Source organism: Sphingosinicella soli (assembly GCF_014199685.1).
GTDB lineage: Bacteria > Pseudomonadota > Alphaproteobacteria > Sphingomonadales > Sphingomonadaceae > Sphingosinicella > Sphingosinicella soli.
On the sequence record NZ_JACHNZ010000001.1, the window covers coordinates 91,900 to 113,381 of the forward strand.

General features: G+C 64.8%; 20 protein-coding genes. 7 read left to right on the forward strand and 13 right to left on the reverse strand.

Going from position 1 to position 21,482, the window contains the following annotated elements:
* Positions 1-191 precede the first annotated feature (191 nt).
* Both GGQ98_RS00465 and GGQ98_RS00470 read left to right on the forward strand, forming a co-directional pair.
* Positions 192-1,556, forward strand: a complete 1,365-nt coding sequence (locus tag GGQ98_RS00465) for an NAD(P)H-hydrate dehydratase (RefSeq protein WP_184063460.1) — start codon at positions 192-194, stop codon at positions 1,554-1,556.
* Positions 1,557-1,558: 2 nt separating this feature from the next.
* The gene (locus GGQ98_RS00470) at positions 1,559-2,743 is read left to right on the forward strand and encodes a class I SAM-dependent RNA methyltransferase (RefSeq protein ID WP_184063463.1); all 1,185 of its coding nucleotides are present in this window, start codon (positions 1,559-1,561) and stop codon (positions 2,741-2,743) included.
* A gap of 100 nt (positions 2,744-2,843) precedes the next feature.
* Here the strand turns inward: GGQ98_RS00470 and GGQ98_RS00475 are convergent, their stop codons facing one another.
* Together GGQ98_RS00475 and GGQ98_RS00480 are read right to left on the reverse strand one after the other, a co-directional pair.
* Positions 2,844-3,896, reverse strand: coding sequence for a 1,9-bis(guanidino)-5-aza-nonane synthase (locus GGQ98_RS00475; protein ID WP_184063466.1), 1,053 nt, complete (start codon positions 3,894-3,896; stop codon positions 2,844-2,846).
* 122 nt (positions 3,897-4,018) lie between these two features.
* A complete protein-coding gene (locus GGQ98_RS00480; protein WP_184063469.1) occupies positions 4,019-5,200 on the reverse strand; it encodes an alanine racemase in 1,182 nt (393 codons plus the stop codon).
* A gap of 161 nt (positions 5,201-5,361) precedes the next feature.
* Here GGQ98_RS00480 and GGQ98_RS00485 point away from each other — a divergent pair, with 161 nt between their 5' ends.
* The gene (locus tag GGQ98_RS00485; protein WP_184063471.1) at positions 5,362-6,312 is read left to right on the forward strand and encodes a threonine ammonia-lyase; all 951 of its coding nucleotides are present in this window, start codon (positions 5,362-5,364) and stop codon (positions 6,310-6,312) included.
* On the opposite strand, the gene GGQ98_RS00490 is transcribed toward GGQ98_RS00485, so the two are convergent.
* Together GGQ98_RS00490 and glpD are read right to left on the reverse strand one after the other, a co-directional pair.
* Positions 6,288-6,539: a hypothetical protein gene (locus tag GGQ98_RS00490; RefSeq protein ID WP_184063474.1), complete on the reverse strand. Its 252-nt coding sequence runs from the start codon at positions 6,537-6,539 to the stop codon at positions 6,288-6,290. The two genes, GGQ98_RS00485 and GGQ98_RS00490, sit on opposite strands and share 25 nt — an antisense overlap.
* Before the next feature lie 45 nt (positions 6,540-6,584).
* On the reverse strand, positions 6,585-8,057 hold the full coding sequence (glpD, locus tag GGQ98_RS00495; protein WP_184063477.1) for a glycerol-3-phosphate dehydrogenase: 1,473 nt from the start codon (positions 8,055-8,057) through the stop codon (positions 6,585-6,587).
* A 42-nt stretch (positions 8,058-8,099) separates the two neighbouring features.
* Here glpD and glpK point away from each other — a divergent pair, with 42 nt between their 5' ends.
* Both glpK and GGQ98_RS00505 read left to right on the forward strand, forming a co-directional pair.
* A complete protein-coding gene (gene glpK / locus GGQ98_RS00500; protein ID WP_184063480.1) occupies positions 8,100-9,575 on the forward strand; it encodes a glycerol kinase GlpK in 1,476 nt (491 codons plus the stop codon).
* Complete coding sequence (locus GGQ98_RS00505) at positions 9,572-9,751, forward strand: hypothetical protein (RefSeq protein ID WP_184063483.1); 180 nt, start codon at positions 9,572-9,574, stop codon at positions 9,749-9,751. The genes glpK and GGQ98_RS00505 overlap by 4 nt, the downstream gene beginning before the upstream one ends.
* A 9-nt stretch (positions 9,752-9,760) precedes the next feature.
* On the opposite strand, the gene GGQ98_RS00510 is transcribed toward GGQ98_RS00505, so the two are convergent.
* From GGQ98_RS00510 to GGQ98_RS00550, 9 genes are all read right to left on the reverse strand, one after another.
* The gene (locus tag GGQ98_RS00510; RefSeq protein WP_184063486.1) at positions 9,761-10,273 is read right to left on the reverse strand and encodes a GNAT family N-acetyltransferase; all 513 of its coding nucleotides are present in this window, start codon (positions 10,271-10,273) and stop codon (positions 9,761-9,763) included.
* Complete coding sequence (locus GGQ98_RS00515) at positions 10,270-11,451, reverse strand: vWA domain-containing protein (protein WP_184063489.1); 1,182 nt, start codon at positions 11,449-11,451, stop codon at positions 10,270-10,272. Before GGQ98_RS00515 ends, GGQ98_RS00510 begins: the two co-directional genes overlap by 4 nt.
* Before the next feature lie 176 nt (positions 11,452-11,627).
* A complete protein-coding gene (locus GGQ98_RS18110) occupies positions 11,628-12,305 on the reverse strand; it encodes a PEP-CTERM sorting domain-containing protein (RefSeq protein ID WP_207791164.1) in 678 nt (225 codons plus the stop codon).
* A gap of 190 nt (positions 12,306-12,495) precedes the next feature.
* On the reverse strand, positions 12,496-13,344 hold the full coding sequence (locus GGQ98_RS00525) for an AAA family ATPase (RefSeq protein WP_184063492.1): 849 nt from the start codon (positions 13,342-13,344) through the stop codon (positions 12,496-12,498).
* 82 nt (positions 13,345-13,426) lie between these two features.
* A complete protein-coding gene (locus tag GGQ98_RS00530; RefSeq protein ID WP_184063495.1) occupies positions 13,427-14,143 on the reverse strand; it encodes a DUF6975 family protein in 717 nt (238 codons plus the stop codon).
* Between the two features lie 79 nt (positions 14,144-14,222).
* Positions 14,223-15,167 (reverse strand): collagen-binding domain-containing protein, encoded by a 945-nt coding sequence (locus GGQ98_RS00535; protein WP_184063498.1) that lies wholly within the window; start codon positions 15,165-15,167, stop codon positions 14,223-14,225.
* A 101-nt stretch (positions 15,168-15,268) separates the two neighbouring features.
* Entirely contained in the window at positions 15,269-17,302 is a 2,034-nt protein-coding gene (gene rpoD, locus GGQ98_RS00540) for an RNA polymerase sigma factor RpoD (protein WP_184063501.1), read from the reverse strand.
* Complete coding sequence (gene dnaG, locus GGQ98_RS00545; protein ID WP_184063504.1) at positions 17,268-19,151, reverse strand: DNA primase; 1,884 nt, start codon at positions 19,149-19,151, stop codon at positions 17,268-17,270. The genes rpoD and dnaG overlap by 35 nt, the downstream gene beginning before the upstream one ends.
* Positions 19,152-19,339: 188 nt before the next feature.
* Positions 19,340-19,795 (reverse strand): GatB/YqeY domain-containing protein, encoded by a 456-nt coding sequence (locus GGQ98_RS00550; protein ID WP_184063507.1) that lies wholly within the window; start codon positions 19,793-19,795, stop codon positions 19,340-19,342.
* Between the two features lie 139 nt (positions 19,796-19,934).
* On the opposite strand from GGQ98_RS00550, the gene carA reads away from it, so the two are divergent.
* Positions 19,935-21,104: a glutamine-hydrolyzing carbamoyl-phosphate synthase small subunit gene (gene carA / locus GGQ98_RS00555; protein ID WP_184063510.1), complete on the forward strand. Its 1,170-nt coding sequence runs from the start codon at positions 19,935-19,937 to the stop codon at positions 21,102-21,104.
* A complete protein-coding gene (locus tag GGQ98_RS00560; protein ID WP_184063513.1) occupies positions 21,101-21,478 on the forward strand; it encodes a hypothetical protein in 378 nt (125 codons plus the stop codon). The genes carA and GGQ98_RS00560 overlap by 4 nt, the downstream gene beginning before the upstream one ends.
* The last annotated feature ends 4 nt before the right edge of the window (positions 21,479-21,482 follow it).

Consider the following 21,482-nt stretch of genomic DNA (forward strand, 5'->3'; position numbering starts at 1 on the left):
ACCGCGCGAATCGCGCGGAATTTCGCCCGGCGTCGTATTGATACCCCCCGCATAGAAGGGAGACGGCGCGCAGGCGCCGACAAAGAGCGTGGCGGCCAGGATGACAAGTATGGGAAGTCGCATGACGTCATATGCTGTCGCAAGAACGGTGCGCGTTGACAAGTCCGTCATGATCGGTGCCGGGTCTTTCCATGCCTGAGTATCCGCCGCTGCTTCATCGCGAGCCTGTCTTGACCGCTGCGGAGACGCGCGCCGCCGAGGACGCGGCAATCGCGGGCGGTACGCGCGCGTTCGTGTTGATGCGCCGCGCGGGCGAGGCCGCTGCAGCGGCGATTGCCGCGTTTACCGGCCCCGCGCCGGTGCTGGTGCTTGCCGGGCCGGGAAACAACGGCGGAGACGGCTATATCGTCGCGCATGCGCTGAGGGCGCGGGGCTGGCCCGTCGATATCGCCGCGTCGTCGCCGCCCGCAACGGAAGCGGCGCAGCAGGCGGCCGCGCTCTGGAATGCTCCCGTCATGGACATCGCGGCGGCTGAACCGCGTGTGGTCCTCGTCGATGCGCTGTTCGGAACGGGTCTCAAGCGCGCTGTTTCCGAGCCGATCCTGTCTCAGTTTCATGCACTTGCGTGCGCGTCTTCTGTTTTGGTCTCGCTTGATCTGCCCAGCGGCGCGGCGAGCGACGACGGAAGCGCGCTGTCGCCGCTCGCACGCGCGGACCTGACCGTGGCGTTCGGCGCCCTGAAGCCGTCTCACCTGCTGCATCCCGCTGCCGCAAGCTGCGGGCGCATCCTCGTCGCCGATATCGGTCTGGACGAGATCAACACGCGCCTTTTCCGGAACGGCGCGCCGCGCGACCTGCCGCCCGCCTGCGATACGCACAAATACCGGCGGGGGCATGTGCTCGTCGTTGCCGGGGAAATGCCCGGCGCGGCATGGCTTTCCGCCCGCGCCGCGCAGTGCGCCGCCGGATACGTAACGCTGGCCTCGGAAACCCCGCTGCCGCCCTCGTCGCTTGTGGTGCAGACGCTCTCTGTAGCCGCGCATGGCCGCGCGGATGCCGTTGTGCTCGGCCCCGGGCTCGGTCGTGAAGCGTCGGCCCTCGCACGCGCGAAGACGGTGCTCGGCCTTGCGAAACCGATGGTGCTCGATGCCGATATCTTTTCGCTGTTTGCGGACGATCCCGCGCCGGTTTTCGGCCTCGGCGGCGTCATGACGCCGCACGAGGGCGAATTCGCGCGCATGTTCGGCGATCTGCCCGGCAGCAAGGTGGACCGCGCCCGCGCTGCCGCCGCGCGCTGCGGCAACGTGATCGTTCTGAAAGGCCCCGATACGGTGATTGCCGCGCCGGACGGCCGCGCAGCCATCAACAGCCATGCGTCTACGCGTCTGGCGACCGCCGGGAGCGGCGATGTTCTCTCCGGGATGATCGCGGCCCGCCTTGCACGCGGCGACGACGCGTTCGAGGCTGCCTGCGCCGCCGTGTGGCAGCACGGCGATGCCGCGATCAGGGGGCGGGAGGGCCTGATCGCCGAAGACCTCGTCGGCCTGATCCGTTGAGCATGGAAACGATCGTCCGCCTGGCGGCGCGCGGTGACGGTGTCACCGAAAGCGGCCGCTACGTCGCCGGGGCCATCCCCGGCGACAGGGTGGACGGTGACGTGATCGCGGCGGGGCCGCACCGGATGACCCCTGCGTGCAGGCATTTCGGTGTCTGCGGCGGCTGCCAGTTGCAGCACGCGGACGATGAGGTGCTCGCCGAATTCGTTTCGGGTCGCATCCTCGGCGCACTCGCGGGCGTCGGCATCGTGCCGGAAACGGTCCATCCGGCGCATCTGTCGCCGGAGGGTGCGCGGCGGCGGGCCAGTTTTCGGCTGGTGCGCGACGGCGGCGGCGTTCGCATCGGCTTCAATGTCGAGGGCAGCAGCGCGGTTGTCGATCTCGCCGAATGTCCGGTGGTTCGGCCTGCGCTGTGGAATGCGGCGTGGGCGCTGAGACAGGCTCTCGCCCCGAAACTGCGGACCGGCCACGCCGTCGGCATGACGCTTACCGAAACCCTTTCAGGTTTCGACGTTCTTCTCACCAACCTCTCGCTGCCCCCATCGGACATCGGCGCGCTTGCGGCTTTGGCGTCGGAGGCGAGGGTGGCACGGATCGCGACCGAAACCTCCGCCGGTGTCGAGATCGTGCTTCAGCTTGCAGAGCCCGCCGTGCGCTTCGGTGATGTTGCCGTGGCACTGCCGCCGGGCGGCTTCCTGCAAGCGACGATGGACGGCGAAGCGGCTTTGCAGGCGGCTGTACTGAAAGGTGTGGCCGGTGCCGGAACCGTGGCCGACCTGTTCTGCGGCGCCGGTACATTCGCGCTGCCGCTGTCGGCCCATGCCAAGGTCTTTGCGGCGGACGCGGCGCGCGATGCCGTCGCGGCGCTTTCCGCCGCCGCCAAGCGTGCCGGGCGTCCGATCACGACCGCGCACCGCGACCTGTTCCGCCAGCCTTTACAGCCCGCAGAACTTAACAAGTTCGACGCCGTCGTGCTCGATCCGCCGCGCGCAGGCGCGAAGACGCAGGTGGAGACGATCGCCCGATCAAAACTGAAGCGGGTCGTGCACGTTTCGTGCAATCCCAATACGTTCGCGCGTGATGCGAAGATCCTGCACGAAGCCGGATTCAGGCTGACCGAATTATGGCCGGTCGGCCAGTTCCGCTGGTCCATCCATGTGGAACTGGCCGCCGTTTTCTGCCGTTAGAGCGGGAAGGCATCGAGGACGGGCTTTTTCGCGCCCGGCGTAGAGCAGCGGGGATGCCCCACCCAAACCCCTCCCCTGAAGAGGAGGGGCTTTTTTGTCTTCAGGCGAAGAGCTTCGCCCAGCCGTGCTTGGGGCGGGTCTTCCAATGGCCGCGGTGGTAAGCGTCCGACGCCAGAAGCGGCAGCACCGAGCCCGCTTCGGCGAACACCATCTGTTCGAGCGTGGTATCGACCTTGCCCCAACTCGCGGCTTCCTTGAGCGTTGAGGACGAGCAGGCGCCGTCGCGGACGTCGGCGACGGTGATCTGCACGGCGTACTTGTGCATCTCGACGTCTTCATGGCCGAGGATTTCGGCGCAGACGACGGTATCCTGCACGAAGTTCTTCGGCACGCCGCCGCCGATCATGAGGAGCCCGGTGGTGCCCGCCTTGATCTTGATGTCGGTGAGTTCGCGGAAATCCGCGATCGAATCCATCGTCATGTAGGGGCGGCCCGCCTTCATGGCATCGACCTGATGCTTGACGAGGCCGAAGCCTGCCGAGCTGTCTGTAAACGCCGGGCAGAAGATCGGCACGTCGTGCTCGTAGGCGAGCTTGACGAGGCTGTTGTCCTTCTTGCCGTGCTCCGAAAGATAGCGGCCCATCTCGCGGATGAAGGCGCGGCTCGAATAGGGCTTCGGATCGAGCGAATTGGCGATCTCGCCGATCGTGTGGTCGCAATCCTGAAGCTGTTCCTCGTCGATATAGGTGTCGTAAATGCGATCGATGTAGAGCGAGCGCAGGACATTATCGTCTGGAATTTCAAGCGCCTGGTAGTGTTTGTGGCCAAGGCCTTCAAAGAAATCCATGTCGACGATCGAGGCGCCGGTGGCGATGATGCCGTCCACCATGTTGTTCTCGACGAGGTCGGCATAGAGGTTCATGCAGCCGCCCGCCGAGGTCGATCCGGCGATGACGAGGAAGATCGAGCAGCTCTTGTCTTCGAGCATGGCGTTGTAGATCTTCGTGGCGCGCGCGAGATCGCGGCTCGTGAAGCTCATGCCTTCCATCTGATCGACGATGGGGCGGGCGTCGAAGCTCTTGATATCGATATGGCGCACTTCGGTCGAAAGCAGTTCGGCCTTGCGCTGTGCGTCTACGCGGGTGTCGGTCATGATATTGTCTTCCAGTCTTGTGGTTGCTGCGGACTGGCTCGGCGCGTGGAAAAGCGCCGCCCGCGGCCGGATTTGCCGGCGCCGAGCGGGAAGGGGCGGTCACCCGATCAGGTGACCGCTCTTCAGTTGCGTATGGCAGTAACGCTGTGCGGTGTCGACTCCGTGACAGCGTAGGCGCTTGCCATCGGCTCGTCGGTGACGATCACGGTTTCGCCGTTCACGAAGCCGTTGAACGCCGTGCGCATCGCCGCGCCGTAAGCACCCAGCATGCCGACCTCGATATAGTCGCCGGCCTTGACGTCCGCGGGGAGAACGAACGGCCCCGCCATGTAATCCATGTCGTCGCAGGTCGGGCCGTAGAAGCTGAACTCGGTCGCCGCGCTCGTGCTGCCGCGCAGCAGATTCACCGGAAAACGCCACGCGACGTGCGCCGCATCGAACAGCGAACCGTACGCGCCGTCGTTGATATAGATGACGTCGCCCTTGCGGCGCTCCACGCGGACCAGAACGCTTGCATACTCGGCACAAAGCGCGCGGCCCGGCTCGCACCAAAGCTCGGCCGAATAGCTGATCGGCATCGCTTCGAAGGCGCGGTGGATCGAATCGAAGAACATCTGCATCGGCGCCGGGTCCATGCCCGGATAGATCGACGGGAAGCCGCCGCCGACATCGACGACGTCGACGGTGACGCCCGCCTGCACGATCGCGGCGCGGACCAGCGTCATCGCTTCGATATAGGCCTGCGGGCTCATCGCCTGGCTGCCGACATGGAAGCAGACGCCGAGGGCATCCGCCGCCTGGCGGGCGGCAAGCAGAAGCGCGGGGGCTTCGTCGATGGAGGCGCCGAACTTGGAGGCCAGGCTGAGCTTCGAGTGCGCCGAAGAGACGCGCAGCCGCACGCAGAGCGTCAGGTCGCTCGCGCGGCCTGTCGCTTCGACGATTTTTTCAAGCTCTTCATGGCTGTCGAGCGAGAAGGTGCGGACGCCATGCTCGAAATACGCCTCGCTGATCGCCTCGCGGGCCTTCACGGGGTGCATGAAACACAGCGTCGCTTCGGGCAGAAGGCCGCGCACCAGGCGCACTTCGTTGATCGAGGCGACATCGAAATGCGTTATGCCACCATCCCACAGCGTGCGGATGATCTCCGGCGAAGGATTGGCCTTCACCGCATACATCGACAGCCCCGGAAACTTCTCGACGAAGAATCGGGCCGCGCGATGTGCAGCGTGAGGACGAATGAGGGTAACGGGTGCATCAGGTCGAAGAACTGACGCTACCCCCAGCGCGCTATGAAATTCTCGCAACTCAAGGGACCTCCGGGAGACTGTTGACATGCACTGCCTTGCGGTGGAAGTCCCATGGGGCAGCGGACGCGCTGTTTAGGGTCGGGGGCTCTCGATGTAAAGAAAAAATCGCTGAAGCGTTCTTATTGTTTCCCCATTTGAAATCAGCGAGTTAACTGAATATGAACATACCGGTCCTCGATGACGTGAAAGCCGCCGCCCGGCGTATCGCCGGCGTGGCCGTCCGCACCCCGCTTCTGCGCAGCGATACGCTGGATGCGGCAACCGGCGCGACGCTCTGGCTGAAAGCCGAATGCCTGCAGCGGACGGGCTCCTTCAAATTTCGCGGGGCGTATAATCGCCTCTCCGCACTGACGCCCGAGCAGCGCCGCGAAGGCGTCGTCGCCTTCTCCTCGGGCAATCACGCGCAGGGTGTGGCGCTGGCGGCGCGCATGCTCGGCATTTCGGCGACGATCGTGATGCCCTCGGACGCGCCGCGCATCAAAGCCGATGCGACGCGCGGCTACGGCGCGGAAATCGTCAGCTACGACCGGCTTACGGAGCGCCGGGAGGTCATCGCCGCCCAGATCGCGGCGGAGCGGGGCGGGGTGGTCGTGCCCTCGTTCGACGATCCGTATATCGTCGCGGGGCAGGGGACTGCGGGCCTCGAGATCGCCGAGGAGATCGGGGCGCCCGATGTCATGCTGGTGTGCTGCGGCGGCGGCGGCTTCGCGAGCGGCATCGCGCTGGCGCTGCCCGACAGCGCGATCGTCGTCGTCGAGCCCGAAGGCTATGACGACGTCACGCGCTCGCTCGCGAGCGGCACGATCGAGCCGGTGCGAAACCCCGGCCCGACGCTTTGCGATGCGCTGCAGACGCTCGTTACCGTGCCGCTGACCTTCGGCATATTGCACGGGCGGGGGGCGCGTGGCGTCGCGGTTTCGGAGGCGGAGGTGAAGGCTGCGGTCGCGTTTGCATTCCGCGAACTGAAGCTCGTGGTGGAACCCGGCGGCGCGGCGGCGCTCGCAGCGGTGCTTGCGGGGAAACTGGACCTTGCGGGAAAGACCGTCGCGCTCACCCTTTCGGGCGGCAATGTCGACGCGGAGGTCTATCGCGCCTGTCTGGGCGTGTAGTTGCGTACGCTCGGCGCCTGAACCGGCGCGGCGGGCTCGTCGAGCAGGCCGCCCAGTTCGTAGGCAGCCCGGGCGGCGCCGTCGCCGAGGCGCTTGATGTCGGTCGCGAAAATGCTCGCATCCTTGCCGGGCCGCGCCAGCGTCATCGCGTCGATCAGCGCATCGAGCAGGCTGACGGAGGTGCTGGTGGCATAGTCGGCGGCGAAGTTGTGATTGTGTGCGACCATGGGGCGATTTCCTTGTGCTTTGCAAGGGACCCTACGACCGGCTTCCTAACTCTTGGTAAACCGCGCGGCGAACCACCGTTCAACCGCTCGCGCGGCGTCGGGGGACAGGTGAAGGCCGAGTTTGCTGCGGCGCCAGAGCGCGTCTTCGGCCGTCTGCGCCCATTCGTGCGCGACCATGTGTTCAAGCTCCGCCGTGAACACACCGCCGAGATTTTCGCCGAGGCCACCTTCCAGCATCGCTTCGGCCCGCGTGCCGTAGAGGCGGGCGAGGCGATCGACGATGCGGGGGTCGTAGTCCGAATATCGCATTCGCAGGACATCGCACCACTTGGCCCACGCCTGCTGGCCGGAGAAGCCCGGCGCGCGCGGGAAGTCGCTGCCGGGAAGCGGCTGACCCGCCGTCCAGCGCTTGCTTTCCGGGAACAGGCGCCCGAGGACGTCTTCCGCGAGAAGCCGGTATGTCGTGATCTTGCCGCCGACAACGGTTATGGCGCCGCCGCCTTCGTGCGCGACGAGTTTCCAGTCGCGGCTCGTTTCGCGCGCGCCTTTGCTCTCTTCCAGCACGAGCGGGCGGATGCCCGCATAGGTGGAGATGATGTCCGCGCGTTCGAGCGGCCGCGACAGATAGCGGTTGGCTGCGGCGAGAAGATATTCGGTCTCCGCCTCCGTAATCCGGGGCGCGTTCGCCGATTCGATCGTCGTCTCGGTCGTGCCGATCAGCGAGAAGTCGTTCTCGTAGGGGATGATGAAGACGATGCGGCCGTCGGGCTGCTGAAGGATGTAGCTGTCCTGCCCGCGCCCGATGCGCCGCGTGACGAGGTGGGCGCCCTGGACAAGGCGGAGGCGAGGGGCGTCGGGGAGACCGAGGATACCGGATGCGACCTCGCCCGCCCAGGGGCCGGTGCAGTTGACGACGTGGGCGGCGGAGAGGGTGGTGGCGTCGCCGAGGATGACCTGCCAGCCCGCGTCGGTTCGGCTTGCCCCAGTGACGGCGGTACGGGGCAGGACCAGCGCGGAGCGGGACGACGCATCCTGCGCGTTCGCGATGACGAGGCGGGCGTCGTCCACCCAGCCGTCCCAGTACCGAAACGCCTGCGTATAGCGCTTGTCGAGCGGCTGGCCGGCGTGATCGTCGCGCAGCACGACCTTCGAATAGCCGGGCACCTGCTCGCGGCGGGCGAGATGATCGTAGAGGAAGAGCCCGGCGCGAATCATCCAGCCGGGCCGCGTATCCGGGCCAACGGGCAGAACGAACGGCATCGGCCGTGTGAGATGCGCGGCGATATCGAGCAGCACCTCGCGCTCCGCGAGGGCCTTGCGGACCAGCCGGAACTCGTAAAATTCCAGATAGCGCAGCCCGCCGTGGATCAGCTTGGTGGACGACGACGACGTGGCGCCGCCGATGTCGGCAGCGTCGACGAGCGCGACCTTGAGGCCACGCCCGGCGGCATCGCGCGCCAATCCGGCGCCGTTGACGCCCGCGCCGATAATGAGAAGATCGAAATGGCCCCTGTTCACGGGCGTTTACCTAGAGCCGCTGCGCGCGCTAGGAAAGCGGCAATGACACACATGCTCAGCATCGACGAGGGGACGACCTCGACACGTGCGGTCGCCTTCACGCCGGAAGGCCGGATCGGCGCCGCGAGCGGCGAGGAAATCATCCAGCATTTCCCCCAAAGCGGATGGGTCGAGCATGACCCTGCGGAGATCCGGGACAAGACGCTGCGCGCCGCGAATCAGGTCGCCGAGACGGTCGGCGCACAATCGATCGCCGCGATCGGCATCACCAATCAGCGCGAAACGATCGTTTTCTGGGACCGGAAGACGGGCGAACCGCTGGCGCCCGCGATCGTCTGGCAGGACCGCCGCGGCGCGGCGATCTGCGCGGACCTGAAAGCACGCGGGCTGGAGGACGATGTGCAGGGCCGCACCGGCCTGCTGCTCGACCCCTATTTTTCTGCAAGCAAGATTCGCTGGGCGATCGAAAACTGGCCGGAGGTGCGCGATGCGGCGAAGGCGAAGCGGCTTGCCGTCGGCACGATCGATTCGTGGCTGATCTGGCACCTGACGGGCGGGCTGCACGTGACCGACGCCACCAATGCGGCGCGCACACTGCTGATGGACCTTGACCGCTGCACGTGGGACGCGGGCCTTGCCGCCATGTTCGACATTCCGCTTGATGCCCTGCCGGAGATCATCGATTGCGCGGGGCCTATCGGTGAAACACGGCTGATCGGCGGACGCGCGATTCCGATTTCGGGATGCGCGGGCGACCAGCAGGCAGCCGCGATCGGGCAGGTGTGCCTTGAACCCGGTGCGGTGAAATCCACCTACGGAACGGGCGCGTTCCTGCTCGCGCATGCCGGAGCGAGCGCGTCGGTCTCGTCGAACCGCTTGCTCTCCACGGTCGCGTGGCGGCTCGGCGGACGCCCGGCCTACGCGCTCGAAGGCAGTATTTTCGTTGCGGGCAGCGCGATCAAATGGCTGCGCGACCAGATCGGCATCATCGACAGCGCATCGGAAACCGCCGGGCTTGCGGCTTCCGTTCCCGACAGCGGCGGCGTTGCCTTCGTGCCTGCCTTCAACGGGCTCGGCGCGCCCTGGTGGGAGCCCGGCGCGCGCGGCATCATCACCGGGATCAGCGGCGGTACGACACGCGCCCACATCGTTCGCGCCTGCCTTGAAGCCATGAGCCTGCAGACATCGGACCTGCTCGACGCGATGCGCCGCGACGGCGTGTCGCCTTCACTCCTGCGGGTTGACGGCGGCATGGTGGCGAACGACTGGCTCTGTCAGGATCTTGCGGACGTGCTCGGCATCACCGTGGAGCGCCCCAAGGTGGTGGAAACGACGGCGCTGGGCGCGGCCATGCTTGCGGCGGTCGGCTGCGGACTGTTCGCCGATCTCGAATCGGCAAGCGTGATGTGGCACGCCGAACGCAGATTCGAGCCCGCATTGAACGAGGAGACACGCGCGGTGCGAAAAACGAAATGGGCGGCCGCCGTAGGGCAGGTGATGGCGGGGCTGCCGCAATGACCAACATGCTGACAATCATCCTGTCGTTCGCCGTGATCGCGGCCTTCATCATCGGCGGCGGCGGCGTGTGGATCATGCTGAAGCGCCCCGGCGAGCGCAAAAAGGGCCTGCTGATGGTGGGCGTCGCTGTCGTGACGCTCGTGAACGTCTGGCTTCTGGCAGCGCCGATACCCTGAAAATCGGCTTCAGCCGGTGGCCGTGCCTGACCGACAAAGATCGCGCCACATCACGCAGCGGCGCGCGGGGCTCGGCTGCATCGCGAGCCGTCTGGCGAGTGCAGGCGGCGTGCGATCGGCAGCGAGCACCCGGAAACCGAAGCGTTCGTAGTAGGGCGCGTTCCACGGGATCGTGCGGTCGGTCGTGAGGCACGCCGCCGTGAAGCGGCGCTTCGCCGCTTCGGCGAGCGCCGCCTCCATGAGGGATCGCCCGATGCCGCGCCGCTGGTGGGATTGGGAAACGGATATCTCATCGATGTAGAAGCTGTTTTCGAGCCGTTCGCCGCGCAGGTAGCCGACCGGCGTTCCGCCGATTTCCGCCACCCACAGCGCATTTTGCGAAAGCGCGGCGGAGAAGTGCTCCGGCGCCGAGGTCTGCCCCACAGCCCACGCCATGTGCGTACCCGCGAAAACCTCGCTTGCGGACAGTTCCACGACGGCCAGCGCGGCGATATCGGCTTGCCTGCCGGGGCGGACGATCAATGTGTACGCGTGAGCGCGCGCATCGCGTCGTCGAGCCCTTCGAGGGTGAGCGGGAACATGCGGTTTTCCATCAGGGTTTTCACCATCTGGATGGATTGGCCGTACTGCCAGTTCTTCTCCGGGATCGGGTTCAGCCATACGGCGCTGTGGTAGATGTCCGTCAGCCGCCGCATCCAGACATCACCGGCTTCCTCGTTCCAGTGTTCCACCGAGCCGCCCGGATAGTTGATTTCATAGGGGCTCATCGAGGCGTCGCCGACGAAGATCAGCTTGTAGTCGGCCGGAAACTTGTGGAGCACGTCGAGCGTCGGTGTCCGCTCCGTGAAGCGGCGGCGGTTGTCCTTCCACACGCCTTCGTAGACGAAGTTGTGGAAATAGAAGAATTCAAGGTGCTTGAACTCGCTGCTCGCGGCGGAAAACAGCTCTTCGCAGAGCTTGATGTGCGGGTCCATCGAGCCGCCGACATCGAGGAACAGCAGCACCTTCACGGCATTGTGCCGCTCCGGGCGCATCACGATATCCAGATACGCCTTGCGCGCCGTGCCCTTGATCGTCGCGTCGAGATCCAGCTCGTCTGCCGCGCCGGTGCGCGCGAAACGGCGCAGGCGGCGCAGCGCGACCTTGATGTTGCGCGTGCCGAGTTCGACGCTGTCGTCGAGATTCCTGAACTCGCGCTTGTCCCACACCTTGATGGCGCGGCCCTGACGCCCTTCCTTCTGCCCGATGCGCACGCCTTCGGGGTTGTAGCCGTAGGCGCCGAAGGGGGATTTCCCCGCCGTGCCGATCCACTTGTTGCCGCCCTGATGGCGCTCCTTCTGCTCTTCGAGGCGCTTTTTCAGCGTCTCCATGATCTCTTCCCACGAGCCGAGCTTCTCGATCTCGGCCTTTTCCTCTTCGCTGAGATAGAGTTCGGCGAGCTTGCGCAGCCATTCCTCCGGGATTTCGGCGGTTTCGTCTGCGAAGCTGGTTTCAAGCCCGTTGAACACCTTGCCGAACACCTGATCGAAACGATCGAGCAGCGCTTCGTCTTTCACGTAGGCGGCGCGGGAGAGATAATAGAAACTCTCGACATTCCGATCGATCACGCCGGCCTTGAGCGCCTCCAGAAGCGTCAGGTGCTCCTTGAGGCTCGCCGGAATCTTCGCGGCGCGGAGGGCATCGAGGAAATCGAGAAACATGCGTCCGGAAGCCTTTCGGTGGTGCGATCGCCGACTGCATAGAGCAATCCGCACGCCGAGGCATTAGCCGGTTCTGACAGGGCTGTCACATTGGCGCGCGCGCACCGATACATGCAAAAAAACGGGCGCTGCGGATTGGAAACCCGCAGCGCCCGCTTGTTCTTTGCTGCCGGTTCTCAGGCGCCGCGGCGGCGACGCGCGAGGCCGAGACCTGCAAGACCGAGGCCGAGAAGCGCCAGGGTGGCGGGCTCCGGAACATCGACGGGATCGGGATCGGGATCGGAAAGCACCGCCGTGAAGCCGATGTTGTTGAAATCGACCTGGTTGTTGCTGCCCGTGAGATAGGCATTGACGTAGCGGACGTTCGTGGGGAACGCGAGCGCGTAGTCTTCAGGCGTGATCGGCGTGCTGTCGCTGCCGGTGAGGTTGCCCAGAACGGGCGATTCGGTCAGTTCACCGACCAGCGCCCAGGCGTCGTCGTAGAACGTGAACACGATCGTATCCACGTCGTAGTTTTCGCTGTGATAATTCCAGAAATGGAGGGTGCTGAGATCGTATTCAGCGCCGAAATCGAACACGAGTTCGAGCGGGCCGCCGCTTACCCATACGTGCGTCGACTGCGTGTGCAGTTCGCCCGACGTCGCCGTCGGGGCATCGATAATGCTGGCGAGCGATGCTGCCGTCGTGCGGTTGGCGAAGGGTTCGGGATCGCCCGCATGCGCCGCGCCCAGCGTTACCGTGACGCCCGCTGCGTCGTTCAGATAGACCGGCGCCGCCGTCGCCGCAGCCGAAACGCCCAGTGCCGCCCCAAGCAGGGCCACCCTTGCAATGTTTTTCGAAACGAATGTTCTCACGCCCACTCTCCCATTATCCGCAAACACGCCGGATCGGCGCTCCGCGATGAAGGGAAGCAAGGTGTGTGCCATTTTTTCAAAACGGAAAGATACTGGCGAGTCGGCAGTGTTTTCAAGCGAAGCGGTCGTTTCGCTTTGTAAACATTTCCGACACTTTCAACGATTCTATACGCTTGTAAGGTAAAGCAGCCTACGACTTGCTCTCGCGCCGTGCGATGAAGGCGAGGCGTTCGAAGAGCATGACATCCTGCTCGTTCTTGAGGAGCGCGCCGTGCAGGGGCGGGATGAGCTTCTTGGGATCGCGTGAACGCAGGATATCGAGCGGCAGATCCTCGTGCATGAGAAGCTTCAGCCAATCGAGCAGTTCGGACGTGGACGGCTTCTTCTTGAGACCCGGCACGTCGCGAATATCGTAGAACGCCGAGAGCGCCTCGCGCACCAGTTCCTTCTGGATGCCGGGGAAGTGCACGTCGACGATCGCCTGCATCGTCTCGCGGTCGGGGAACTTGATATAGTGGAAGAAACAGCGGCGCAGGAATGCGTCGGGCAGTTCCTTCTCGTTGTTCGACGTGATGATGACGATCGGCCGATCCGCCGCCTTCACCGTCTCGCCGGTCTCGTAGACGTGGAACTCCATGCGGTCGAGTTCCTGCAGAAGGTCGTTCGGGAACTCGATATCGGCCTTGTCGATCTCGTCGATCAGCAGGACAGGAAGGACAGGCGCGGTGAACGCCTCCCACAGCTTGCCCTTGCGGATGTAGTTGCGGATATCGTGGACGCGCTCGTCGCCGAGCTGGCTGTCGCGCAGGCGGCTGACGGCGTCGTATTCATAAAGGCCCTGCTGCGCCTTCGTGGTCGACTTGACGTGCCATTCGATGAGCGGCGCGCCCATCGCCGCGGCGACTTCGGCCGCCAGCACGGTCTTGCCCGTGCCCGGCTCGCCCTTGACCAGCAGCGGACGCCGCAGCGTCGCCGCCGCGTTCACGGCGACCTTCAGGTCGTCGGTTGCAACATAGCCGCTGGTGCCTTCGAAACGCATGTATCTCTCCGCTTATTCCCTTGGTGTGCGGGCCTAAAGCGCGAAAGCGAAACGGGCAACCGCCTGTTTGCGATAGGGAGCCCTAAGCGAGGCGCTGGGCGTGGCGGGCTTCGAGGAGATCGAAAAGCTGGGCGTGGAGACTGGCGAGCTGGAGCGCGCCGAACTCGATCGCGCGGCGCACGCGCACATCGTCCGCATGACACGCGAGCGCATCGAAGGCGCCGTCCACCGGCCACGGGTCCGCAAGCCGCTCGTGGCGATCGTAGCCGAGGTGCTGCGCGGCGCGGGGCAGGCGGGTGCGGACGGCCTGCCAATCGAGCATCAGTGTGACCGCAGCGCCGATGGCGCAGCCGATACGGTTCGATTTGGCAAGCGTCAGCATCGCGTCGCGCTGATCGCGCACGACCTGCTCGGCCGTGCTGATGCCATGCAGATCGAGCGCGCCGCCGGTCATCGCGGCGAGCCCTGCCATCCAGCGGCGATCCTGATCGAAAGCGGCGCCGGCGTTGCGCAGCCACGCGGCGGCAGGCTCATCGGCGTTGAGGCGCGCGATTTCCAGAACGCTCGGCAACTGGCCGTGAAGAATGACGAGAAAATGCGCGGCGTCGGCCACAGCCTGGAGCGGCCGGGTGACGGAGCCTTCGGAAAGCGCGCGCAGGTGCCGGCTGCCGCCCGCGCCGCCGTCGCGCAGCGCGCCGATCACCGCCGCCGCAAAGCCACGCGAATCCACCGCGCTGCCCGCAGCGCGAAGATTCTTCTGAAGCTGGTCCATGAAAGTGGGGACCACCGCTGGCGCCATGTGCCGTCGACTCCGCATCCGCTGCCTTACGGCTTTCGCCGCCGGAGCGGAGCTTAGAGCGATCGATGTAAAGGGAGCCTTAATTCGCGCCGCCGTTTTTTGACTTGCGACGGCGCCACGCGAGAAGGCCGAGACCCGCCGCCACGAGGCCGAGCGTCGCAGGCTCGGGAATGTCCGCGCCGGTCTCCGGGAACGCGAAGTTTCCGCCGTAGTTCGGCAGGTGAAGCTCGCCGCGAAGCTGCACGGCACTGGCCACGACGCTGCCGTTGATCGGCGTGACGTTCCTTACCATCGCGAGCGGTGCAACCACAGAACCCCACGTCTGATCGAGGAAGCTCACTTCGGTCGCTTCGAAGAAGTTCCAGATGATGTTGTCGGCAAGCGCATTGCCGGCGGCTTCCCAGCCCTTGAAGTTGATGGCGGTGCCCGCGACGTTGATGATGATCGTGTCGATATCGCTGGCCGACGATGCAAATTTGATCTTCCCCGTGTTCGGGAAGAAGTCGGCCGACAGCGAGATCACCGAAACGCCGTTATCGCCCGGAACCGCCGGTGCGATGAGGAACCCGTTCATGTGGTCGCCGGGGCTGTAGCGATCGTAGCTGACGCCCGCGTCGAGCGCGGCGAGATCGGCTGAAAACTGTACGAAATCGGATTGCTTGAGCGTGCCGCCCGGCAGGTCCGCGAGGGCCTTCGTGCTGCCGCCGCCGCCCTGATAGTCGATCGAGGGCGAAACGCTGCCGCCGACATAGGCGTCGCCGCGCTTTACCTTCGCGTTGTTGGAGACGTTGCCCGTGACGACGAGGCTCGCCTTTTGGGCGTTCGTCCCCTTGGAAGCGACCTGAACCGCCCCGGCGTTGTAGTTGCCGTCGACATAGACGGCGCCTTCGATGTCGCTGGAGAGCTTCACATCGCTGAAGACGATGAGGTTGTAATCCTTGAGGGCCTGGATCGGGCTGGCGGACGCAGCGGAGGCGGCGAGCGTCAGGGCTGTAACAACAAGGGTGCCGAAAGCGGTTTTCATCTGATTGCAGGCCCTTGCTGGTTCGCGACGCAAAAACGGCGGACGCCGCTGCGCCCGCCGTATAGCTTGCCTTGCTTAAGACGACATGAACCGGAGGCGGCTCAGGTGTCGAGGAAACTCCGCATCTTGCGGCTGCGCGTCGGGTGCTTGAGCTTGCGGAGTGCCTTCGCCTCGATCTGGCGGATGCGCTCGCGCGTCACGGAGAACTGCTGGCCGACCTCTTCGAGCGTGTGGTCGGTGTTCATGCCGATGCCGAAGCGCATGCGAAGCACGCGCTCCTCGCGCGGCGTGAGGCTGGCGAGAACCCGCGTCACGGTTTCCTTGAGGTTGGCGTGGATCGCGGCGTCCACCGGGATGACGGCGTTCTTGTCTTCGATGAAATCGCCGAGGTGGCTGTCTTCCTCGTCGCCGATCGGCGTTTCGAGGCTGATCGGCTCCTTGGCGATCTTCATCACCTTGCGCACCTTGTCGAGCGGCATCGAAAGCCGTTCGGCCAGCTCTTCCGGGGTCGGCTCGCGGCCGATCTCGTGGAGGATCTGGCGGCTGGTGCGGACCAGCTTGTTGATCGTTTCGATCATGTGGACGGGAATGCGGATCGTGCGCGCCTGATCCGCGATCGAGCGCGTGATCGCCTGGCGAATCCACCACGTGGCGTAGGTGGAGAACTTGTAACCGCGCCGATACTCGAACTTGTCCACCGCCTTCATCAGGCCGATATTGCCTTCCTGAATGAGATCAAGGAACTGCAGGCCGCGGTTCGTATATTTCTTGGCAATGGAGATGACCAGACGAAGGTTCGCCTCCACCATTTCCTTCTTGGCGATACGCGCCTCGCGCTCGCCCTTCTGCACCATGTTGACGATGCGGCGGAACTCGCCCAGCTCCACGCCCGTCTGCTGGGCGATGTCGGTGATTTCCGAGCGGATCTTCTCGACCGTACCGGCCTCGCTGCGCGCGAAGTTCGCCCACTTGTCGTCGATGCCCGACACGCGCTCCAGCCAGCCTTCGTCCAGCTCGTTGCCCATGTAGCCTTCGAGGAACGCCCGGCGGTTGATGCGGTAGCGTTCCGCCAGCCGCAGCATGTTGCCGCCCAGCGTCATCAGATGGCGGTTATAGCTATAGAGCTGATCGACGAGGAACTCGATCTTGGCGTTGTGGAAATGCACGGCGGCGACCTTCAGGGTCAGCTCCTCGCGCTGCGCCTGGTACTTCTTTTCCTGCGCCAGCGGATACTCGTTGCCGGCGTTCAGCGCTTCGAGGCGCGCCTCCTGAAGCTTCAGGAAGCGCTTGTAGAGCGAGGTGATCTCGGCGAACTGCTCAAGCGCCTGCGGCTTGAGCTGCTCTTCCATCTGGGCGAGGGAGAGCGTGTTCTCTTCTTCCTCCTCTTCCTCGCGCTGCGGCGCGGCGCGCTTTTCGGTGTAGTCGTCGTCTTCGTCGTTGTTCTTCTCGGGCTCGGCTTCGGGCTCGTCGTCGTCCTTCAGCTCGACGCCGCTGGGAAGATCGGAATCGCTGTCGTTCTCGACCTGCTCATCGGACGGCCCGCTGTTGAGCATGGCATCGAGATCGAGGATTTCGCGAAGCTGCATCTCGCCCGCGTTCAGCGCCTCGGACCAGGCGATCATCGACGTGAAGGTGAGGGGGCTTTCGCAAAGCCCCTCGATCATCGTGTTGCGGCCCGCCTCGATACGCTTGGCGATGGCGATTTCGCCCTCGCGCGACAGCAGCTCGACGGCGCCCATTTCACGCAGATACATGCGAACCGGATCGTCGGTGCGATCCAGAACTTCCTTCTTTTTCTCGATGACATGAAGGGCAGGCTTGCCTTCGCCGTCGACCTCTTCGGCCTCTTCTTCCGCTTCGGGCTCGGCTTCCGGCTCATCATCGCCGGTATCCTCGTTTTCGGTGAGGTTGATGCCCATTTCAGAAAGCGCGGACATCACGTCTTCGATCTGTTCCGAAGACATCTGATCCTGCGGCAGCGCCGCATTCAGTTCGTCATACGTCAGCCAGCCGCGCTTCTTCGCCTTCGCGATCAGCTTCTTGATCGACGCATCGTTCATATCGATGAGCGGCGCGCCGTCGGCTTCGCCGTTTTCGTCTTTACCCTTGGGCTTCGCCGGTGCTTTGGTCGCCATCCAGGTTCCGTTCCTTCATGGGCGCCGACGTGTCGTCCCCGCGTCGCGCCTCTGCCAAATCGATAAGTTCTTGTTCGACACGCGCCTTTTCAGCGCGAAGCCGTTGTTGTTCCTCGAATTCCGACTGGACCAGGGAATCGTAGCGCGCGCGCAGATCCGCCAAATCCTCATCGATGCGTTGGAGCGCCATAAGGTGGCCCACAACACATGCCAAGTCCTGATCCGCAATCGCGGCGGGCGTCCGGGGTTGCGTGAAGCTGAAATCGAGGCGGTTGCGAGCATGTCGCTGTTGCCTGAGATCTTCCGCGTACTGACCGAGCCCTTGTGCCGCTAGGTCGTGCGCCAGCGCCTCTTTGTCAAGATCGGGATTGCGCGAAACTGCGGTAAAAATTGCGGTTCGAAGGGCCGCGAGCTGCGGATCGGCGATATGGAGCCCGGCGATATCCTCCGAATGCGCCTGTGCCAGCACCGGACGGTCGAGCAGGCCGCGAAAAACCGAGTACATCTGCTTCTGCGTCGTTTCGACCCCGGCCCGCGCTTTTGCCGCGCTCGACGCCCCCAATATGACGGGTTTGAAGCGGTCCTGCCGCCGCGCCCTGAACATCGCGTCGAAGCGATCCCGGAACTCGCTCTGGTAGAGCGAGGCGACGGTCTGGTTCTCGATCGCGTGGGCATGTTCGAACAGGCGCTGCCGCACGGCGGCGCGGCGTTCGGGCGTATTCGTGTCGACACCCTCGGTCTCGGCCCTCCACAGCGTGTCGATCAGGCTCGCGGCGCCGGTCACGAGGTCGGTGAACGCGGCGAGCCCGCGCGCCTTCGCGAAATCGTCGGGATCCTGACCCTGCGGCATGGTGATGAAACGCAGCGACTTGCCGGGTTCGAGCAGCGGCAGCGCGCGCATCGCCGACCGGATCGCCGCGCGCCGCCCGGCGGCATCACCGTCGAAGCACAGCACCGGCTCGGGCGCGACGCGCCACAGGAGCTTCATCTGATCCTCGGTAAGCGCCGTGCCCATCGGCGCGACCGCCTCCGCAAAGCCGACCTGCGCGAGGCCGATCACATCCATATAGCCTTCGACGACGACGATGCGGCCGGACTTGCGCGCGGCGGGCCCGGCCTTGTCGAGATTGTAGAGCAGGCGGCCCTTGTCGAAGAGGGGCGTGTCGGGAGAGTTCAGATATTTGGGCTCGCCCGCGCCGATGATGCGCCCGCCGAAGCCGGCGACGCGCCCGCGCGGATCGCGGATGGGGAACATCAGGCGGCCCCGGAAGCGGTCGTAGGGCTCGCGGCCTTCGGCCTCGATGACGAGGCCGACCTCGATGAGCCTGGCCGTATCGATATCGCCGAGCGCGGACTTGAGCGCGCCGCGACTGTCGGGCGCGTAGCCGAGGCCGAAGGCTTCGACGGTCGCCGGTTTCAGGCCACGCTTTTCGATATAGGCGCGCGCATCCGCGCCGCCGAGGCCGGAAAGCTGCTTGCGGAACCAGTCGCCTGCCGCAGCGGTGACGTCATGAAGTCCCGCAGCCGCCTTTGCCTTCGCGCGGGCCTCCGGGTTTTCCTCGGGCAGCTCCAGCCCGGCTTCGGCCGCGAGGCCCGCCACGGCATCGCGGAAGCTGAGGCCTTCCTGCTCGACGACGAAACGGATCACGTCGCCGTGGGCGCCGCAGCCAAAGCAGTGGTAAAAGGCCTTGTCGTCGTTGACGTAGAAGCTCGGCGTCTTCTCGTTGTGGAAAGGGCAGCACCCCTTCATCTCGCGCCCGGCACGCAGCAGCTTCACCCGCCGCGCCACCACGGACGACAGGCTCACCCGGCTCCTGATCTCGTCGAGGAATTGCGGGGGGATGCTCATGGGATGAACTTTGCCGTCGCTGCACCATGTCGGAAAGCTGTTTTGTGCTGAGCCGGATCGTCGCTATCGCGCGATCCGTCTTTGGGTTGCGTGTGATGCACCCACCTATGGGCCCCGGCCTTCGCCGGGGTGACGAAGGGGAACGTCAGCGAACCTGCGATCGAAAGGACGCATGCCCGGAAAGTCAATTATCCCGCCAGCGCGGCTTTGACGATGCTGCTGACCGTGCTCATGTCGATCTGTCCGGCGTGGCGTGCCTTCACTTCGGCCATCACGCGGCCCATGTCCTTGGGCCCTGCCGCGCCGATCTCGGTGACGATCGCGGCGACCGCGGCTTTCACCTCGTCCGGGCCCATCATGGCGGGGAGGAAGGATTCGATGACGGCAAGCTCCGCCTTTTCCTGAGCGGCAAGCTCGTCGCGGCCGCCTTGTTCGAACATGGCGATGGATTCGCGGCGCTGCTTGCCCATTTTCTGCAGCACATCGACGACGATGACGTCATCGTCCGGCACGGACTTCGCCGTGCGCAGCTCGATGTCGCGGTCCTTCAGCTTTGCGAGGATCAGGCGCAACGCCGCCACGCGGTCCTTCTCGCCCGCCTTCATGGCCGCCACCTGCGCCGCCTTGATGTCGTCGCGAATCATTATTGTCTTCCTCGTCTGAGCAAGCGGCTCGTCTAGCCGCCAAAAAGGCAAAAGAATAGATTGACGCTCCGGGACCACGCCAATAGCTAGGCGCCTTAGCCACAAAGCAGCAAATCCAGAGTCGAAGGGGCCAGACCACGTGTCCGACGCCAAACCCGCGCGCGCACCCAAAGGAGCCACGGGGGTATTGATTCTCGCGGACGGCACAGTGATCCGGGGGCGCGGTTTCGGCGCCGAGGGTCATGCGGTCGGCGAAGTCTGCTTCAACACCGCGATGACCGGCTATCAGGAGGTGATGACCGATCCCTCCTACGCCGGGCAGATCGTGACCTTCACCTTTCCGCACATCGGCAATGTCGGCACGAATGCCGAGGATGTCGAGGCCGATACCCCCGCCGCCGTCGGCTGCGTGGTGCGGCAGGACGTGACGGCGCCCAGCAACTTCCGCAGCGCCGAAGGCTTCGACGCATGGATGAAGCGCAAGGGGCGGGTGGGGCTCTCGGGCGTCGATACGCGCGCGCTGACGCGCCGCATCCGCGAGCTTGGCGCGCCGAACGCGGTGATCGCGCACAGCCCATCGGGCACGTTCGATATCGAAGCGCTGCTCGCCGAGGCGAAGGTCTGGCCGGGGCTTGAGGGCATGGACCTTGCCAAAGACGTGACACGGGGCGGCCGCGAGGACTGGTCCGGCGGGCCGTGGACGCTGGGGCAGGGGTATGGCGAGAGCACCGGTGAAGGCAGGCCTCATGTGGTCGCCATCGATTACGGCGCCAAGAACAACATTCTGCGGAACCTCACGGCGGCGGGCGCTAGCGTCACGGTCGTTCCCGCGAGCGCGACCTTCGAAGAGGTTATGGCGCTGCGCCCAGACGGGGTTTTCCTCTCGAACGGCCCGGGCGACCCTGCCGCAACCGGCGAATATGCCGTGCCGGTCATCAAGAAGCTGCTGAGCGCCGACATTCCGATTTTCGGCATCTGCCTCGGCCACCAGCTGCTCGGCCTAGCCGTCGGTGCGAAAACCGCGAAGATGCATCAGGGCCACCGCGGCGCGAACCACCCGGTGAAGCGGCTTTCCGACGGGCTGGTCGAGATCACCAGCATGAACCACGGCTTCGCGGTGGACGCCGACACGCTCCCCGCGAACGCGCGCGCGACGCACGTTTCGCTGTTCGACGGTTCCAACTGCGGTCTGGAACTGACGGACAAGAAAGCCTTTTCTGTCCAGTATCACCCCGAGGCGAGCCCCGGCCCGCAGGACAGTTTTTATCTGTTTGAGACGTTCGTCGATCAGCTTCGGGCAGCGCCATGAGCGCAGCGGGCCTTAAAAGTCTTGTAGCGGTGGGATTAGCCCTCGGTGCGTGCGGTAATTCGGATCGGAACCTTGGCCCTGACGAAAAGCTTGCGCTGACGGTCGAGCGTATTCATGCGAGTGACGGTGCGATGCTTTTTGTTGAAGGCGATCCCCAGACGCTTGAGAAAGTTGAACGTCATGCGGTTAAGCACGGCTGGAAGTTTGAACGCCAAGATGGACAGGCTTCGATCAGCTTTGGCTCCGACAGAACGAATCCAGAGATATCAGTGTTTTTGAAACAGCTTTTTCAGAACGAGTTTGGCCCTGTGCAACGATCGTCAGTTGCTGTCCTGGAATTGCCCATGAATAGCGCCTTGCAGAAGAACAAATAAGACC

What these genes read in the sequence shown, in the direction of transcription:
- GGQ98_RS00465 (WP_184063460.1), top strand. Translation starts at nt 192, where the DNA reads ATGCCTGAGTATCCGCCGCTGCTTCATCGCGAGCCTGTCTTGACCGCT.
- GGQ98_RS00470 (WP_184063463.1), top strand. Translation starts at nt 1,559, where the DNA reads ATGGAAACGATCGTCCGCCTGGCGGCGCGCGGTGACGGTGTCACCGAA.
- GGQ98_RS00475 (WP_184063466.1), bottom strand. Translation starts at nt 3,896, where the DNA reads ATGACCGACACCCGCGTAGACGCACAGCGCAAGGCCGAACTGCTTTCG.
- GGQ98_RS00485 (WP_184063471.1), top strand. Translation starts at nt 5,362, where the DNA reads ATGAACATACCGGTCCTCGATGACGTGAAAGCCGCCGCCCGGCGTATC.
- GGQ98_RS00490 (WP_184063474.1), bottom strand. Translation starts at nt 6,539, where the DNA reads ATGGTCGCACACAATCACAACTTCGCCGCCGACTATGCCACCAGCACC.
- glpK (WP_184063480.1), top strand. Translation starts at nt 8,100, where the DNA reads ATGACACACATGCTCAGCATCGACGAGGGGACGACCTCGACACGTGCG.
- GGQ98_RS00505 (WP_184063483.1), top strand. Translation starts at nt 9,572, where the DNA reads ATGACCAACATGCTGACAATCATCCTGTCGTTCGCCGTGATCGCGGCC.
- GGQ98_RS00515 (WP_184063489.1), bottom strand. Translation starts at nt 11,451, where the DNA reads ATGTTTCTCGATTTCCTCGATGCCCTCCGCGCCGCGAAGATTCCGGCG.
- GGQ98_RS00525 (WP_184063492.1), bottom strand. Translation starts at nt 13,344, where the DNA reads ATGCGTTTCGAAGGCACCAGCGGCTATGTTGCAACCGACGACCTGAAG.
- GGQ98_RS00530 (WP_184063495.1), bottom strand. Translation starts at nt 14,143, where the DNA reads ATGGCGCCAGCGGTGGTCCCCACTTTCATGGACCAGCTTCAGAAGAAT.
- GGQ98_RS00535 (WP_184063498.1), bottom strand. Translation starts at nt 15,167, where the DNA reads ATGAAAACCGCTTTCGGCACCCTTGTTGTTACAGCCCTGACGCTCGCC.
- rpoD (WP_184063501.1), bottom strand. Translation starts at nt 17,302, where the DNA reads ATGGCGACCAAAGCACCGGCGAAGCCCAAGGGTAAAGACGAAAACGGC.
- dnaG (WP_184063504.1), bottom strand. Translation starts at nt 19,151, where the DNA reads ATGAGCATCCCCCCGCAATTCCTCGACGAGATCAGGAGCCGGGTGAGC.
- GGQ98_RS00550 (WP_184063507.1), bottom strand. Translation starts at nt 19,795, where the DNA reads ATGATTCGCGACGACATCAAGGCGGCGCAGGTGGCGGCCATGAAGGCG.
- GGQ98_RS00560 (WP_184063513.1), top strand. Translation starts at nt 21,101, where the DNA reads ATGAGCGCAGCGGGCCTTAAAAGTCTTGTAGCGGTGGGATTAGCCCTC.